Origin of the sequence: Bacillus sp. 5mfcol3.1 (genome assembly GCF_900114335.1) — a bacterium.
GTDB lineage: Bacteria > Bacillota > Bacilli > Bacillales > Bacillaceae_G > Bacillus_A > Bacillus_A thuringiensis_S.
The window spans coordinates 427,206-444,671 of sequence record NZ_FOST01000002.1 but is presented as its reverse complement, the minus strand read 5'-3'; the positions used below and the strand labels follow the sequence as shown (position 1 = coordinate 444,671).

Here is a 17,466-nt window from a genome sequence, read left to right as displayed (position 1 = left end):
AAATACAAATCCTTTACCCTAACTGTTCTACTTCTTTATGATTACGAATCGTTTCAAACCATGTATATAGTTGCTGATATGTGCTATAAACCAATTCTTTTTCTAATTGTAAGTGGTTCATTTTCTCACGATATGTGTTCGATTCAATTAAATCACGCTTTTGTTTTTTGTCTGCCATAAAAATGACGCCATCTTTTATTGTAACAAATTCTAACTCAAAAAACACCTGTGTCATGAAATTTACTGTATCTTTTGACCAACCTTTATGGCGACATAGTTGTTCTCCATATTGTCTTAAAGAAAATGGTGTTTTTTGGCTTAAGAAAGAATAGTACCATTTAAAGTGTTCTCTCGTAGGAACTGTACTAAATAGATGGTTATTTTCTTGATAAAATAGCGTATAAATTCGCGCTGGGAATCCTACTTTAAATAGCTCACTTAATTCATCTGTTCCTTTTGGTAAATCAAGTAACACGATATATTGATCATCTAAATGCGTTACTTCTGAAGCATGCATGAGCTTCTCTTTATAGCTCTCTAAAGAAAATTTATTCAATACCTCTTCAGAAAAATACACCATTGTTATTTTTTCTTTCGGAAGTTCTGCTAAATTTGCTTCTGCATTACGCATACTACGCCAATCAAATAATTGCCACGCCTCTACAGCAATATCTTGTACCATTAATTGTGGCTTCTTAAAATTATTCCATTCATTGATGGATGCTTCTCCTATTACAGATACTTTTGCAACTGGAGAGATTTCTTTCGCATATGCACCAAAACCAAATCCAATTGTATCCAGTGTTGCTTGTCCATCACGAAGAGCCATTTTTAAATGAGAGCCATCTGATCCGATTGCGCGAATACTTTCTAACTCTGCATCTTTCACTGCAATACGTGGTTTCGGATTTCCAACACCAAATGGTGCTAACTTCTGCATATCTTCAATTGCCGCTAGTGTTACATCCTCTACTTTGCAAAAAACATCAACTGCTGTAATTGGAATAAAATCTTCTTCTGTTAAAATTGCATCTGCTTGTTCATTTAAGCGGCGACGTAATTCATCTACATCATTCATATGTAGCGTCATTCCCGCTGCCATCGGATGCCCTCCGAAGTGTGGCAATAACTCTCTACAATCTGATAAATTTGCAAACAAATCAAATCCTGCAATACTACGCGCTGAGCCTTTTGCTGTTTCTTTTATAGGATCAATGCATAATACAATAGTCGGACGATAAAAACGTTCAACTAATTTAGAAGCGACAATCCCAATTACACCCGGATTCCAACCTTCTTTTGCAAGTACTAACACTTTGTTTTCTTCTGGCGGGAAGTTATTTTCAACTTCAGCGATAGCCTCTTCTGTAATTTGCTTTACAATATCTTTTCGCAGTTTGTTCAGCTCATCAATTTCTTCGGCTAACTCTTTTGCTTCCTCAGGATCATCTGATAATAAAAGGTGTACAGCCGGCGTTGCATCTTCTAAACGCCCGACCGCATTAATACGCGGTGCAATTGAGAAGCCAATACTCTCTTCTGTAATTTCACTTTGCGAAACGTTAGCAACTTTAAACAATGCCTTTAAACCAATATTTTTCGTCATACGCATATGTTTTAAACCGCGTTTCACTAGCAACCTATTTTCACCATGAAGTGACACTAAATCGGCTACTGTACCGATTACTGCAATCTCTAATAAATGTTCTGGTACACGGCCTAATAGTGCATGTGCAACTTTAAACGCAACACCTACACCAGCTAAATAGTGAAACGGATATACACCGCCATCTAATTTCGGATGTATAATCGCAAGTGCTTCTGGCAATTCTGGCGGTGGCTCATGGTGATCTGTAATAATTAGATCTATTCCAAGCTCTTTCGCTACATTCGCTTCATGTACTGCTGCGATGCCAGTGTCGACAGTAATAATCAGTGAGAACCCTGCGCTATGCGCCCAACGAAACGCTTCTTCGTTCGGCCCATACCCTTCTGTAAAACGATTTGGAATATAAAATTCTACTTCTGCACCTAATTCTTGAAGAGCAAGATATAACACAGTTGTACTACTTACTCCGTCTGCATCGTAATCACCAAATATTAATATTTGTTCTCCATTTTGAATCGCCTTATTTACACGTTCTACCGTTCTATCCATTCCTTCTAATAAAAATGGATCATGAAATTCTTGATTTTCTGTATTTAAAAAATCTAAAATCTTATCTTCTGTATCTAGTCCTCTACCGAGGAATAATGAAACGACAAGTGGCGATAACTGTAATTTACTTGCTAATTCACTCACTCGTTCGTCATTATATTCTTTTTCTTTCCAACGCGTCTTCGGTTGTAACACGAAATCACCCCTTAACCTGTTCATTATACAAGACAGATTAAGGGGTGACAATATAATGCAAACTACGATGCAATATCTATATACTAAAATGTTAATGATGTTTAATTTGGAGAATACGGATTTATATGTACGAATACATTTTGTACATTATCTTGTTTCATAAGTATTTCTTTCACATGTTTTCCAATACGGTGTCCTTCTTCTACAGTAATGTATGGATCTACAGACACTTTAATATCGACAATAACATAATGACCATGCTCCCGTGCATATAAAGAACCAATTTTTTTCACACCATCTACTTGAAGAACTGCTTCTCTAAGCGGAATAACATCCTCCTCATGAAGAACATGGTCAAGCGTTGCATGAATTGCTTCCGCTCCAATGCTCCATGCCATTTTTACAACAAGAAGCGAAACAACTAATCCTGCAATCGGATCAGCATATACAAGCCAGTCTATACCAAGCTTACCACCGAGTATAGCTGCACAAATACCGATTAAAGCTGCAATTGAAGAAAATACATCTGAACGGTGCTCATATGCATTTGCAATAATTGCATCACTATTTACCCTTTTCCCTAATCGGAATTTATATTGAAACATTCCTTCTTTCACGACGATTGAAAGAACAACAGCAAAAATCGTAATTCCTTTCGGCGGTTCTAGTTCTTGCGAAAAAGCTTTTATAGATGAAATCGCGATTTCAAGTCCCACAATAAATAATAATACCGCAACAATAATCGCTGAAATCGATTCCGCTTTACCATGACCATACGGATGATCTTCATCAGGTGGCTGCTTTGCCGCTCGCAATCCAAAAAGTACAGCTAGCGAACCAATTACATCTGATGCAGAATGCACCGCATCTGCTAGCAGTGCTTTACTGTTCCCAATATAACCAATTACCGCCTTTACAATTGCTAATATAATATTACCAACGATCCCGACAATAGCACCAAACTCGGCCTGTTTAAAACGTTCATCTTTTTCCATAATTAAAATCCCTTCTTTTCTTAACCTATCTTTTTATTTTAACAAAAACAGCGATAACACCACCACTTTCTTCCATCTTCTTCCCATCAAAAAGTTGCTATCTTATTGTATCCACAAACGAAAAAAGAGATGCCTCATAATAAGGCATCATCTTTTCTATACTTGCGGTTCAGATTCTACTTTCTCAACCTTCTTCTTGTTTTTCCCCTTTTTCAAACGACGGTTTTCAAGCATTAACCAAATTTGAGAGGCAACGAAAACAGAAGAGTACGTACCTACTATTAATCCAACAAGTAACGCAAACGAGAAGTTACGTAGTGACTCACTACCAAAGATAAGTAGTGCAATTACTGGGAGTAACACTGTTAATACGGTGTTAATCGAACGACCAAGCGTTTGGCGAATACTTGCATTTACAATTTCCTCTAGGTCTTTTATATCGCGCACTCGTTTTTTCTGTTTGTATAATTCACGGTTTCTATCAAATGTAACAATCGAGTCATTAATAGAATAACCGATGATTGTTAGTACTGCAGCGATAAACGTTAAGTCTACCTCTAATTGGAAAATACTAAACATAACAACCATAACGAATGCGTCATGTAATAATGCAAGTACTGCAGATAACGCATACGTAAATCGGAATCGAATACTTACGTATAAAATGATAACTGCAGAAGCAATCAGTACAGCGATAAATGCATTTCGTGCAATTTCTTTACCGATTGTCGGTGAAACTGTACTTATGTTTGGATCCGTACCATATTTATCATGGAAGAATGTTTTTGTTTTCGCAATTTCATCTTTTGATAAAACACCTAATGTACGAACTGCGAAACCTTTATTGTCATCCCCAGTCGGTACAATATTTTCTTCCTTCACATCAATGTTCAACTCTTTAAAATCTTTATGAACATCAGCTACAGTAAGTGCTTGTTTTGATTGCAAGTCCATACGTGTACCACTTGCAAAGTCAATACCAAGATTCAATTTGAAAATTGGCAGGATAATTGCACCTGCAATTACAACTACAATTGAGAAGATAAGGAATTTATGACCGATATTCACGAAGTTAATACGATCAAATTTCGTTGGCGGATGCACTACACCTTTTGTTAACGGAATAATATCCTTTTGTTTCACACCAAAATATGATGGTTTTTTATCGAAGTAACGGCTCTTTACAAGTAAACCTAGTAAGAAACGAGTACCGAATACGTTCGTAATGAAACCGACTAAAATACTTACGATTAAACTTGTTGCAAACCCTTGTACTGAGCTTGTACCATATACAAATAACACACCTGCAGCTGCAAGAGTCGTAACGTTCGCATCTAAAATTGTTGCTAATGAACGATGGTTACCAGCTCGGAATGCTGACATCATGGACTTACCAATTTTCAGCTCTTCTTTCAGTCTCTCGTACGTAATAATATTCGCATCAACTGCGATACCTACCCCGAGCACTAATGCGGCAATACCTGGTAATGTCAGAACCGCATGCATCCAGTTAAAGACAAGTAATGTAACAAAAATGTATAGACCTAACATAATAACCGCTACAAGTCCTGGTAAACGGTAATACACAAGCATAAATAAGAAAATAAGAGCGATACCAATCGCACTAGCGAAAATTGTTTGGTCTAATGCTTGTTGACCAAATTTCGCTCCAACAGATGTTGAATACATTTCTTTTAAATCAACAGGCAGTGCACCTGCATTTAATAAAGATGAAAGTTGTTTCGCACTTTCAACTGTGAAGTTTCCACCTACGATAGATACTTCAGCTTGGTTAAATACTTGGTTTACTGTTGCTGCTGATAAGAACTTTGGATTCGGTTTTGCAGATTCTGCTTTATACGAATCTTTTCCTTCTTCAAAATCAAGCCAAATTACCATTAAATTCGTTGGTGGTGGCATTTTAGAAATTTTTTCAGTTACTTCACGGAATTTTTCAGCGCTTTTTAGTGTAAGACCTACGCTCGCACGGCCTTGCTCATCAAATGTTTGCTTCGCTCCGCCGCCTTTTAAATCCGTTCCATCCATAAGAAGGTTATCATCCACATCACGGAATGTTAATTTCGCTTGTGTTGATAACATTTCACGTGCTTTTTGCTGATCTTGTACACCAGCAAGCTGTACACGAATTCGATCTTGCCCTTCGATTTGAATGTTCGGCTCACTTACACCGAGAACATTGACACGATTTTCAAGAGCACCTACTGTACTTACAAGTACGTCTCGATCGATTTTATCACCTTTTTTGGCTGGTTTTACTTCATACAGAATTTCAAAACCACCGCGAAGGTCTAGTCCTAGACTAATTCCTTTTGCTATGTCTTTTCCTGCCGCACCAATTACTCCACCGATTAATAAGACGATGAGGAAAAAGGCGGTAATTCTCGTACCACGCTTTGCCATATGTACCCTCTTTCTGCTACTAACACTTTCAATAAATCTTTTACGATTCACTGCTATACGTGTGCATACGCCTAGTTAGTAGACTTCCTTTCTATAATTTTTGCTAGCTCATCACTAGCTGTATAGGTAAGCTTTTACACTCCCTACACTTTCATCATTTATTTTCCTCTTCACTACCTCCTTTATATATAATCTTAGACACAATTATTTCCTCTTTATCAATACATATCATTATACTGCAAAAGGAAGAACAAACCAATTGCAGTCGGTTATTTATTTTCGTACTCATCAAATGACCAAAGCGGTGCTTGGTAAGCTTCAACAGTTAAATATGTCATATATTCATTAGTACTTACTGTTAATACGTCATTAACTAATTCATACAATCTAACATCGCTGTCTATCTTCTTCCACTTTTTCACTTTGAGAAACTTCCAAATGTCATCATCTGTTACTCGGTCGTAACCGAACATTTGAAACTCTTCTACTTTACTTTCTAAAACGACTTGTAACTGTCCGCGGTATGATTCTACCAAAGCCTCTCTATCTAACATTTATAACATCTCCTTCTTATTTCAGCACGAAAAAGTCGCTTTAATCCCGCTCTAATGGACAGCAATAACTACTTTCAAGAGCACTATCATACTTCACTCTCTTAAATGCTTGTCATTCTTGTCTCGTACGTGCATATAAATTATTGTAAATCATTCCATTGATTTTGAGAAGGTAGGAGAAGAACATGACGAGACAAAGCTTTTTAAAAGGCGCATTTATTTTAATGATAGCCGGCTTTATTACAAAAATACTTGGCTTTATCAACCGCATAGTAATGGCACGTATTTTAGGAGAAGAAGGCGTTGGTCTTTATATGATGGCCGTTCCTACATTCATTTTAGCAATTACATTGACACAAATTGGTCTTCCTGTCGCAATCGCAAAGTTTGTAGCAGAAGCGGAAGCTGTGAACGATAAACAAAGAGTTAAAAAAATATTAACCGTATCACTAGCTGTTACATCCGTTATTAGTATCATTTTAACAATCGGAATTATGTTCCTCACGCCTATTTTAGCAAAAACATTATTAACCGACGAAAGAACGTACTATCCATTAATGGCCATTTTGCCCGTTGTCCCGGTTATTGCTGTTTCTTCTGTTTTGCGTGGTTACTTTCAAGGGACACAAAACATGAAACCTAGCGCTTATGCGCAAGTTCTAGAACAAGTCGTCCGCATTACCATTATCGCTATATGCATTCAATTATTTTTACCTTACGGCATAGAATACGCTGCAGCAGGCGCTATGTTATCAGCTGTTCTCGGTGAAGTTGCATCCTTATTATTTTTACTCACGTTATTTCAGCGAGAAAAACATTTATCAATACGCTCTGGATTTTTCAATACTGTAAAGGAAAGCAAAGGGACATTTTATTCTCTGATGGATATTGCCCTTCCAACTACAGGAAGTCGTTTAATCGGCTCCGTTTCATATTTTTTTGAACCTATTGTCGTTATGCAAAGCTTAGCAATCGCTGGTGTCGCTGCTTCTGTTGCAACCCAGCAATACGGTATATTAAACGGTTATGCATTCCCGCTTCTATCACTACCCGCCTTTATTACATACGCTCTTTCTACAGCGCTCGTCCCTTCTATTAGTGAAGCAATGGCAAAAAGACAACATAAATTAGTGGAGCACCGTTTACAACAAGCACTTCGAATTTCATTAATTACCGGCGGATGGTCTGTCGTTATATTATACGTATTCGCTTCTCCTGTTTTAACTCTTATGTATGGATCAGACAGCGCAACAGCATTCATTCAACTTCTTGCGCCTTGCTTTTTATTTCATTATTTCCAAAGTCCACTTACCTCTGTTTTGCAAGCTTTAAACTTAGCAAGGGCTGCAATGATGAATACATTTATTGGTGCCATCGTGAAATTAATCGTTATTTTTGTACTAGCATCAAGGCCAGAATTTCAAATGATGGGGGTTGCACTTGCTATCGCTGCAAATATTGTAACAGTAACATTTCTTCACTACGCTACTGTTTTAAAAAAGATTACATTTACCATTTACGCAAAAGACTATATTTTCGGCGGACTTGCCATCGGTATCGCAGGCGCCTTCGGTTTTTATCTCCATAAATATATTATTTTCTCTCATTCCCTTGGCATACAAACATTATGGGAAATCACTTTAACAACAATTGTTTATATCGTACTTCTCTTCACTTTCAAACTCATTCGAAAAGAAGAGTTAAGTCGTCTCCCTATCATTCGTAAACTTTCATTTTTGAAATAAGATGAAACTTTAATCAGTGGGGTAATCTCCACTGATTATTAGTTAAACCAATCATTCTTACTCTTTCAAAGGATAAATCTCTAATTTTCTTTTACATCAACAAAAAATTGTCCGTTTTGAAAACTACAGTATAAAATTTGTGTTACATCGTTATAACCTAAGTTTTTTAATTTCTCAATAAGCCATTCATCTGTATGCTCAATCATTTGTAAATGACTAGATTGAATTTCTCCATCAATAATAAGAGGAAGCGTAAACTGTAATGTATCTTGTTTATTTTTTTGTTTTTGAAAGACAGATAACTTCCCAGACGGTTCCAAAATAGCATATTCTACATCCCGAATATCTCCAACTCCTTGTTCCCTTAATTGCATCATTAAATCATCTATATTATACCGTTGCTTTCTCATCTTCTTTTCATCAATCTTCCCCGCGTTTACAAGAATAGCTGGCTCACCTTCTATTAAATGCCGAAAGCGTTGATACTTTAGGGAAATGACTGACAAAATAATTTGGATGCACATAAGAAAAGTCATCGGAACTAATTGATGCCAAAGTGATTTATCGGTATTTTCAATTGCCACTACGGCCATTTCTCCAAGCATAATAAATACGACTAAATCTAATACACTTAGCTCTCCTATCTCACGTTTACCCATAAGACGAAAAATAATTAAGATGATGATATACAAAAGCATTGTCCGTCCAATTATTGATATCCATTCCATTTCTACATCTCCTTTTTTACGTATAGACTCCCCTATAAAAAAGAAACTAGTCTAACTTGGGCAAAAGGAAAATATGCTTGTATTAAAAAGGGGGAATGCATAAATGGATGGAACGAAAAAATTATCAACTGCAATTGGCTTCGGTATTGTTACACTACTAATTCTTGCATCTATTACTAGTATGATTATGGCTCTTTTATTAAAGTTTACAAATATAAATGAAGGGACATTAACCGTTACTATTTTTATACTCGCTCTTTTATCTATGCTTATGTCTGGATTTACTGCCGGCAAAAAGGCTCAAGGAAAAGGTTGGCTAGTAGGTTTCACAACAGGGCTCACATTCACTATACTCGTCTTTCTAGTTAACTATTTAGGCTTTTCTCAAACCTTATCGAACTCACAATTACTTTATCAATTAGCATTAATGGGGGCGAGTACACTCGGTGGTATTTTCGGTGTAAATATGTCAAAGCAAAGTAACTAAAAAAGGCCCTGCACATTTCATGCAGGGCCTTCCACATTAGTTTTTCACAACTTCACGAATCGCATTGCGATCGAAAGTTAAGTGTGAACCACCAGATTTAATAACGATTTTCGTCTCATCTACTGATTCGATTGTACCGTGTAAACCACCGATTGTTACGATAGCATCACCTTTTGCTAACTCACTTTGCATTTGAGCAACTGCTTTTTGACGTTTTTGTTGCGGGCGAATTAATAAGAAATAGAAAATCGCAAACATCGCAACAATCATAACGATATTCATCATACCTGCATTCATCTTTTGTTCCTCCTTTTAAATTATGTATTAGAAGTTTTTAGCATTCGGTTTATTAAAGCCATACTGTTCAAAGAACTCTTCGCGGAAATCGCCAAGACGGTCTTCACGAATAGCTTGTCTCACCTGCTCCATTAAGTTTAACAGAAAATGAAGGTTGTGATAAGACGTTAAACGAATTCCGAACGTTTCATCACATTTCATTAAGTGACGAATATACGCACGTGAGTAGTTTTTACATGTGTAGCAATCACAGTTTGGATCAAGCGGACCGAAGTCTCTTGCAAATTTCGCATTTTTTACAACGAGTCGACCTTCACTTGTCATACATGTACCATTTCGAGCGATACGAGTTGGAAGTACACAGTCAAACATATCAATACCACGAATTGCACCATCGATTAATGAGTCAGGAGAACCTACACCCATTAAGTAACGAGGCTTATTATCTGGAAGAAGTGGTGTTGTAAACTCAAGTACACGGTTCATAATATCTTTCGGTTCACCAACAGATAAACCACCTACAGCGTAACCAGGGAAGTCCATTGAAACAAGGTCTTTCGCACTTTGACGACGAAGCTCTTCGTACTCCCCGCCCTGTACAATACCGAATAAACCTTGATCTTGCGGACGTTCATGCGCTTTTAAGCAACGTTCTGCCCAGCGGCTCGTACGCTCTACAGATTTCTTCATATATTCAAAAGTAGCCGGGAATGGTGGACACTCATCAAATGCCATCATAATATCCGAACCTAATGCATTTTGGATTTCCATCGCTTTTTCTGGTGATAAGAATAATTTATCTCCATTTAAGTGATTACGGAAGTGAACGCCTTCCTCTTCAATACGACGGAAGTCACTTAAACTGAATACTTGGAAACCACCAGAGTCTGTTAAGATTGCACGATCCCAGTTCATAAATTTATGCAAGCCGCCTGCTTCACGAATAATTTCATGACCTGGACGTAGCCATAAATGATACGTATTACTTAAAATAATGCCAGAATCCATTGCTTTTAATTCTTCCGGTGACATTGTCTTAACTGTCGCAAGTGTACCAACTGGCATAAATGTTGGTGTATCAAATGAACCGTGCGGTGTATGCACACGACCTAAACGGGCACCCGTTTGTTTACATGTCTTAATAAATTCATAACGAATTGCTGTCATAACTTACTCCTTTTATTTGTTTCTCATTTTAGCGTGAGATGCAACGAACATTGCATCACCGAAGCTAAAGAAACGATATTTTTCTTTTACTGCTTCATTATAAGCATGAAGTACATTATCTCTATTTGCAAATGCACTTACAAGCATGATTAATGTTGATTTCGGCAAGTGGAAGTTTGTAATTAAACCATCAATTGCTTTAAATTCATATCCCGGATACATGAAAATATCTGTCCATCCAGAAGCGGCGCAAAGCTTACCGTCATGATCTGTTGCAATTGTTTCTAACGTACGAGTTGATGTCGTACCTACAGTAATAATACGTCCACCATTCTCTTTCACACGATTTAATAATGCCGCTGTCTCTTCAGACATATGGTAATATTCTGCGTGCATATGGTGTTCTTCAATCGTGTCTGCAGAAACTGGTCTAAATGTTCCAAGCCCTACGTGAAGTGTAATGAATGCCAACTGAACGCCTTTTTGCTTTAACTTCTCAAGTAACTCTTCTGTAAAGTGAAGTCCCGCAGTCGGCGCTGCTGCTGAACCGATTTCTTTCGCATATACTGTTTGATAGCGATCGCGATCTTCTAGCGTCTCTTTAATATATGGAGGAAGTGGCATTTCCCCAAGTTCATCTAAAATTTCATAGAAGATGCCGTCATATGAAAATTCAAGCTGACGTCCACCTTGATCTGCAGTTCCTGTGCAAGTTGCTTTTAATTTCCCTTCGCCAAAAGAGATAACAGTTCCTTCTTTTACACGTTTCGCTGGCTTTACAAGCGTTTCCCACTTATCGCCTTCTTCTTGTTTTAAAAGAAGTACTTCAATGTGCGCGCCTGTATCTTCTTTCACACCGTGCAAACGAGCAGGCATAACTTTCGTTTCATTTAAAACTAAGCAATCCCCCTCATGTAAGTAAGAAAGAATGTCCGTAAAATGTTTATGCTCAATATCACCTGTTTCACGGTCTAACACCATTAATCTTGATGTTTCACGATCTTCTAACGGGACTTGTGCAATAAGTTCTTCTGGTAAATGAAAATCAAACAGATTTATATCCATAGCTATATCCACCTATTTCTTATTTAAATCGATTTATTATATACATAATAAAAGATAGTACAATACTTAACACAATACATGTAATGATAGGAAAATAAAAGGTAACGTTTCCTTTTTTCACAAAAATATCGCCTGGAAGCCTGCCAATGAACTTCCAAGCTAATCCAACAACGATGAGTAAGATTCCCGCTGTAATAAGCATTTTGGGCATCTCCATCATACTTTTGGCATCTCCATTCCGAAATGTTCATACGCAAGCGGCGTTACAATTCGGCCCCTTGGCGTTCGTTGTAAAAAGCCAATTTGTAATAAATACGGCTCATACACATCTTCAATCGTATGAGATTCTTCTCCAATTGTTGCTGAAACCGTTTCTAATCCAACTGGACCACCACGGAATTTCTCAATAATACCAAGCAGTAATTTATGATCAATATGATCTAGACCTAATTTATCTACTTGCAGTAGCTCTAATGCCATTTGCGTAATTTCCATCGTAACCGTTCCGTTACCACGAACTTGCGCGAAATCACGTACACGTCTTAAAAGACGATTCGCAATACGAGGTGTACCACGAGCACGTCTTGCAATTTCTAATGCAGCTAACGAATCGATTTCAACTTCAAACACTTCTGCTGTACGTTCAACAATCGCAGAAAGCTGATCTACTGTGTAGTACTCTAACCTTGAAAGTACACCGAAGCGGTCACGAAGCGGTGCCGATAATGCTCCGGCGCGTGTCGTTGCTCCAACTAATGTAAATGGCGGTAAATCTAGGCGTACAGAACGTGCTGAAGGCCCTTTTCCAATTACGATATCAAGGCAAAAGTCTTCCATCGCAGGATACAATACTTCTTCAATTGATCTATGCAAACGATGAATTTCATCAATAAATAATACATCCCCTGGCTGAAGCGCTGTTAATACAGCAGCTAAATCTCCTGGTCTTTCAATCGCGGGACCTGAAGTTGTTCTAACATTAACGCCCATTTCATTTGCAATAATATTCGCAAGCGTCGTTTTACCAAGACCTGGCGGTCCATATAAAAGCACGTGATCTAACGTTTCTTCACGCATTTTCGCTGCTTCAATAAATACTTCTAAATTATGTTTCGCTTTATCTTGGCCAATATACTGACGGAGCGTCTGTGGCCGTAATGAATATTCTAAATCCGCATCTTCATATGCAGATTCCCCTGAAAGGAGACGTTCGTCCATTATACTCACCTCTTACCATTTAGTAAAAGACTAAGTGCCTTTTTAATATACTGATCCGTCGTTAATGATTCTTTTAATAACTCTGGTACAACGCGAGAAACTTCGCGTTCTGCGTATCCAAGTGCGCGCAGAGCTTCCAGTGCCTCATCAAGCTCAGCTGATGAACCTTTCTTCTCATCAAAACGTTCTGTGTCTGAGAATAAATCCACAAATGCATCTGGTACGACATCTGCTAGTTTTCCTTTTAAATCTAAAATCATTTGGCGTGCTGTTTTCTTTCCGACGCCTGGGAATTTCACTAAAAACTTCTCATCTTCATGCTCAATCGCTTGAACGACCTGTCCTGTTTGACCAGAAGCTAAAATTGCAAGAGCGCCTTTTGGCCCAATGCCAGACACGCCTAACAACTTTGTAAATAATAAACGCTCTTCACGTGTTTTAAACCCATAAAGTGCCATAATATCTTCTCTCACATAATGATATGTATAGACACGGATTTCTTGCTTACTTCTTTGAAATACATACGGATTCGGTGTGAAAATTTGATAACCAATTCCATTATGGTCAATTACGACATATTCCGGCCCTACATACTCCACGTAACCTGTAACATATTCAAACAAAATACGATCTCTCCCTCTTAAATCATGTATTCCATTTTAACATATTTAATGATAGAAAAGCGAGACTGCCCCAACAAATGTTCTCCACTTGAAACTTCTGTTATTTTCCATTGACAGAAAGGTTAAAGCACCTTAATATACAGAGGTCGATAATGATTATCAATATTAATTAAAGGGGTTACATCAGGATGAAACGTAAGCTATTTATTTTATTTACTATTATGCTTGTTGTTCTTTCTATCGTTGGCTGTTCTTCTCAAAAAGAAGAATCAAAAGCAAAAGAACAACCGAAAACAAAAGTTGTAAAACATGCTAAAGGTGAAGCTACAATTCCAGTAAATCCAAAGAGAATTGTTGACTTATCTGGATCAACAGAAGAACTATTACTTCTTGGACACAAACCTGTTGGTACAGCAAATACATATAAAGATAAAATCCAAAATCACTTAACAGACAAATTAGATGGAGTAAAAGCAGTTGGTTGGTACTGGGCACCTAAAGTTGATTTAGAAGCTGTTACTGCTTTAAAACCAGACTTAATAATTTTAAACAACCGTCAATTAAAAATTTATGATCAACTAGAAAAGGTTGCACCTACAGTTGTTCTAGAAACAAACTTAGAAGACTGGCGTGGTAAGTTTAAAGAAGTAGGTAAGCTATTTGACGAAGAGAAGAAAGCAGACAAATGGATTGCAGACTACGATAAGAAAGCAGACTCTTTATCTAAAAAAATTAAAGAGAAAACAAAAGATGAGAACTTTATGTTCGTTGCAGTTACACCTCAAAACTTCCGTGTATACGGCAGCTTCGGATACGGTGACATCATCTTTAACGACTTAAAACTTCCTGCAACAAAAGGTACAGATTTAAAACAAACGATGGCGCAAGTATCACTAGAAGGTCTAGTTGCATTCCAGCCTGATCAAATGTTTATTGTAAACTTCGGCGGCGAAGCTGATAAAGTGTACGAAGACTACAAAAACAGTGCCGTTTGGAAAGACAATAAAGCAGTTAAAAATAATCACGTATATGAAGTATCAAATGAAGTCTTCAATACGAAAGCATTCAATCCAATTGGAAAAGATATGCTAATTGATGAAATCGCAAAAGAAATTTTAGCTAAAAATAAGTAAGAAAAAGCAGCTCACCATGAGCTGCTTTTTTTCTTATTTTGCACTGCGTATTGTTTCATTTTTTCAATCGTCTTTACAAAACCTTCTTTTGATTTAATCCGAATACCACGCTTCAATTTCGCACGCTCATAACTCTCAAGCTTTTTCATATCAATTTGAAAGAAAGAATGGATCGCATTATCACTTTTTGGCACACCTTTGAAAATTTGTAATATCCCTTCCTCTGAAACACCAAAATATCCGCTCGTTTTCAATAACGGAGAAATATCATCAACTTTCTTTTGTAATACGATTTGTACATCATCACGATCAACAAGTTGCCATTCTTTATATTGCTGTAAAAACTTTTCTAAATCCGCTACTTTTTCTGTAAGTATTTCCTCACTTACTTCTCCATCAACATACATACGCTCTAATAAAATTGTAACCTCAGGTTCTTTTTCCGTTACTTCTGGTACTGGCCCTTCCGCCTTCACATTCGTTTCATAAACGAAACAAAACATCATAACGAAAGCTTGCATCGCAATCAGTATCCATTTCATTTCCGTTCACCTCTTTTAGGCAAGATCATACTTTCATTAGTAGTTTTTCCGGAAATAGGGGTTTTATCCATATTACATTTCTTTCGAAAAATAAAAAATGCAGATAAGGGTTTACCTCATCTGCATGTATCATTTACTTTTATATAAAATGAAAGACGCCTGCAAAGCAGGCGTCTTGATGCGTTTACGGCGAGAGACCAGGCGACCACATTCGCGTGTTTAGCACTTAAGCATATCTCTCGTCTTACGTAAATTAGCTCATCGCTTTGTTAATATAACATTAATAAATTATAAGTGCAACATGTTTATAAAAATATTTTATTCCCTCTTTTATCCAACTGAATAATATGCAAATTATAAATTGATAAAAGTAACATATATGTTACAATTAATATAACAGCGAAATCATAATAAACAGGAGATGGATATTGTGAAAAAAATAAAGGATGAACGTCTCATTCTGAAAACATTAAAAAACATACGTATTGCCTTTCTTTTTCAATCGCTTGGTATAATTGGCATTTTAGGCTATATCGGATTCACTGAAGGAATGGATCAAATTACGAAATCTCCATTATGGCTATTATTTATTCTTACAAGTATCGTCCTTAGTTATTTACAGTTAAGTGTTTCAATCGATGTAGAAGAAAGTGAAAAGGAAATAAAGTTAACTCCTTATTATAAACTTGTCTTCCGCTCCCTTATTGTAGGAATCGTTATGGCTATTATTTATATTATTTTCAGTCCAGAAAGACCACTGTTTGAAGCTATTTTAACAGGTAGTATTCTTTTCATATGCTTTTTAGTTTCTTACTCCGTTAGTTATTTTATTAAAAAACGTCGTTTACAAGACAACGATGAATAAAGAGGAAGGGCTCACCCTTCCTCTTTTGTTTTGTTATCGCACTGTACCAGTTAAACCGTAACGAATGTCTCGGAACATATTCACTATGTCACGATTAAAATCGTTTGTAACTGTACCGTTACGTAGACGCGTACTCATTGCATCGACACGAGTAAACATATCATTTCTTACAGAAACATATACGTTTCTGTTTCCAACTTCATTTGAAACCGCTTGACGAATTTCGTTCGCCATCGCCGTTTCATTTGTCACTGTGTTACGTGGCTTTACCGCAATCGCTACATCGTTTCCATATACAACTGTAGACACACGGTCTACGTTATTCATACGTTTCACACGATTTGTTATTCTTTCAGCTGTTTTACCATCATTGTTAATGTATGAATTGTTCATTGTAATATTACGAGTTGGATGCGGATTAGCAATTTGTCCATTGTAATTTACATCTCGATAATAATTGTATCCTGTATCGTTACGACCATTTCTATATGTTACATAATCTGTATAACGATCATTACGTGTCACATTATCACGATACTGGTGTGTATCATTATAAGATGTACGTTCGTAATTGTAGTTACGTCCATCCATTGCATTGTTATCTTTTGGTGTACCACATGCAGCTAATGCACTGGTAACTAACAAAGAAGCAGCAATCACTTTTACTTTCGTATTCAATACAAAAACCCCCTCTGTTAGAATGAGCTTCTCTACTGAAAAGCTCCCTCTTATGATGAGTAACAGAGAAGGTTTTTACACTGTTAATATTTCACTGGGAATTTTCTAGCACCTCATAAAAAAACTACATTTTCTTAATTAACACGCATGCAAAAAAGGCGGGAATACTCCCGCCTTTTTAAACTTCTTCGTCCTCTTCTTCTGAAACGGGCTCTCCAAATACATTTGGTGGATCTGGTTGATAATACATCGTTCCTGGCTGTGGTGCATATGCAGACTGAGTTGGTTGATAATATAAAGGATTCGCATATTGCGGACCACCTGGTTGTGGACTATATAGTCTACTTTCTCCTCCGCATCCACAATCTTCCTCACCCTGCACAAGCGGCGGCATATTATTATCCATTGGCATCATATTCGGATTTGGCATAGACGTATATTGTGGTCCAAACGGCGCTCCTTGCTGATATGGCATTTGATATGGATTTGGTTGTTGATAATACGGATTCGGCGGCATCATGGGCTGTTGATACGGCATTTGATATGGCATCATATTCGGCATTTGATTGTTATCCATAATTGGCATCATATTCGG

17 protein-coding genes and 1 pseudogene are annotated in these 17,466 nt (G+C 37.1%); 4 read left to right on the top strand and 14 right to left on the bottom strand.

Translation table 11 applies throughout. From position 1 onward, the window contains the following. Positions 1-13 precede the first annotated feature (13 nt). The 4 genes from recJ to BM089_RS11550 all read right to left on the bottom strand — a co-directional run bounded on the left by recJ (position 14) and on the right by BM089_RS11550 (position 6,323). Positions 14-2,353, bottom strand: coding sequence for a single-stranded-DNA-specific exonuclease RecJ (recJ, locus tag BM089_RS11565; RefSeq protein ID WP_000941225.1), 2,340 nt, complete (start codon positions 2,351-2,353; stop codon positions 14-16). A 101-nt stretch (positions 2,354-2,454) separates the two neighbouring features. Beyond that, positions 2,455-3,348, bottom strand: a complete 894-nt coding sequence (locus BM089_RS11560) for a cation diffusion facilitator family transporter (protein WP_000409746.1) — start codon at positions 3,346-3,348, stop codon at positions 2,455-2,457. A gap of 156 nt (positions 3,349-3,504) precedes the next feature. Further along, positions 3,505-5,769 carry a protein translocase subunit SecDF gene (secDF, locus tag BM089_RS11555; protein ID WP_090977011.1) on the bottom strand — a complete coding sequence of 755 codons (2,265 nt, stop codon included), beginning with the start codon at positions 5,767-5,769 and terminating at the stop codon, positions 3,505-3,507. A 269-nt stretch (positions 5,770-6,038) separates the two neighbouring features. After that, positions 6,039-6,323 (bottom strand): post-transcriptional regulator, encoded by a 285-nt coding sequence (locus BM089_RS11550; RefSeq protein WP_000886979.1) that lies wholly within the window; start codon positions 6,321-6,323, stop codon positions 6,039-6,041. A gap of 185 nt (positions 6,324-6,508) precedes the next feature. Between BM089_RS11550 and spoVB the strand changes: the two genes are divergently transcribed. Continuing rightward, entirely contained in the window at positions 6,509-8,068 is a 1,560-nt protein-coding gene (spoVB, locus tag BM089_RS11545; RefSeq protein ID WP_090977009.1) for a stage V sporulation protein B, read from the top strand. A gap of 80 nt (positions 8,069-8,148) precedes the next feature. Here spoVB and BM089_RS11540 read toward each other — a convergent pair whose 3' ends face one another. Then, a complete protein-coding gene (locus tag BM089_RS11540) occupies positions 8,149-8,796 on the bottom strand; it encodes a DUF421 domain-containing protein (protein ID WP_000454821.1) in 648 nt (215 codons plus the stop codon). Positions 8,797-8,899: 103 nt separating this feature from the next. Here BM089_RS11540 and BM089_RS11535 point away from each other — a divergent pair, with 103 nt between their 5' ends. After that, entirely contained in the window at positions 8,900-9,283 is a 384-nt protein-coding gene (locus tag BM089_RS11535) for a TIGR04086 family membrane protein (RefSeq protein ID WP_000349148.1), read from the top strand. A gap of 36 nt (positions 9,284-9,319) precedes the next feature. On the opposite strand, the gene yajC is transcribed toward BM089_RS11535, so the two are convergent. From yajC to ruvA, 6 genes are read right to left on the bottom strand one after another with little or no spacing between them, the layout of a single operon-like run. After that, positions 9,320-9,580: a preprotein translocase subunit YajC gene (gene yajC / locus BM089_RS11530; RefSeq protein WP_000991115.1), complete on the bottom strand. Its 261-nt coding sequence runs from the start codon at positions 9,578-9,580 to the stop codon at positions 9,320-9,322. 27 nt (positions 9,581-9,607) lie between these two features. Next, positions 9,608-10,747 carry a tRNA guanosine(34) transglycosylase Tgt gene (tgt, locus tag BM089_RS11525; protein WP_000125365.1) on the bottom strand — a complete coding sequence of 380 codons (1,140 nt, stop codon included), beginning with the start codon at positions 10,745-10,747 and terminating at the stop codon, positions 9,608-9,610. Between the two features lie 12 nt (positions 10,748-10,759). Further along, a complete protein-coding gene (gene queA / locus BM089_RS11520; protein WP_000354014.1) occupies positions 10,760-11,812 on the bottom strand; it encodes a tRNA preQ1(34) S-adenosylmethionine ribosyltransferase-isomerase QueA in 1,053 nt (350 codons plus the stop codon). Positions 11,813-11,831: 19 nt separating this feature from the next. After that, positions 11,832-12,032: a DUF2905 domain-containing protein gene (locus tag BM089_RS11515; protein ID WP_000970410.1), complete on the bottom strand. Its 201-nt coding sequence runs from the start codon at positions 12,030-12,032 to the stop codon at positions 11,832-11,834. Continuing rightward, positions 12,029-13,030, bottom strand: a complete 1,002-nt coding sequence (gene ruvB, locus BM089_RS11510) for a Holliday junction branch migration DNA helicase RuvB (protein WP_000344450.1) — start codon at positions 13,028-13,030, stop codon at positions 12,029-12,031. The genes BM089_RS11515 and ruvB overlap by 4 nt, the downstream gene beginning before the upstream one ends. 5 nt (positions 13,031-13,035) lie before the next feature. Next, complete coding sequence (gene ruvA, locus BM089_RS11505) at positions 13,036-13,653, bottom strand: Holliday junction DNA helicase RuvA (RefSeq protein ID WP_000464511.1); 618 nt, start codon at positions 13,651-13,653, stop codon at positions 13,036-13,038. Positions 13,654-13,841: 188 nt separating this feature from the next. On the opposite strand from ruvA, the gene BM089_RS11500 reads away from it, so the two are divergent. Continuing rightward, positions 13,842-14,786, top strand: a complete 945-nt coding sequence (locus BM089_RS11500; protein ID WP_000823606.1) for an iron-hydroxamate ABC transporter substrate-binding protein — start codon at positions 13,842-13,844, stop codon at positions 14,784-14,786. 11 nt (positions 14,787-14,797) lie between these two features. On the opposite strand, the gene BM089_RS11495 is transcribed toward BM089_RS11500, so the two are convergent. Further along, positions 14,798-15,328 (bottom strand): BofC C-terminal domain-containing protein, encoded by a 531-nt coding sequence (locus tag BM089_RS11495; RefSeq protein ID WP_000871172.1) that lies wholly within the window; start codon positions 15,326-15,328, stop codon positions 14,798-14,800. Between the two features lie 430 nt (positions 15,329-15,758). Between BM089_RS11495 and BM089_RS11490 the strand changes: the two genes are divergently transcribed. Beyond that, the gene (locus BM089_RS11490; RefSeq protein ID WP_023523099.1) at positions 15,759-16,193 is read left to right on the top strand and encodes a hypothetical protein; all 435 of its coding nucleotides are present in this window, start codon (positions 15,759-15,761) and stop codon (positions 16,191-16,193) included. A gap of 33 nt (positions 16,194-16,226) precedes the next feature. Here BM089_RS11490 and BM089_RS11485 read toward each other — a convergent pair whose 3' ends face one another. Both BM089_RS11485 and BM089_RS11480 read right to left on the bottom strand, forming a co-directional pair. After that, the gene (locus BM089_RS11485) at positions 16,227-16,871 is read right to left on the bottom strand and encodes a YhcN/YlaJ family sporulation lipoprotein (protein WP_001093537.1); all 645 of its coding nucleotides are present in this window, start codon (positions 16,869-16,871) and stop codon (positions 16,227-16,229) included. 178 nt (positions 16,872-17,049) lie between these two features. Then, a pseudogene (locus tag BM089_RS11480) lies at positions 17,050-17,466 on the bottom strand (peptigoglycan-binding protein LysM); the annotation flags it as partial.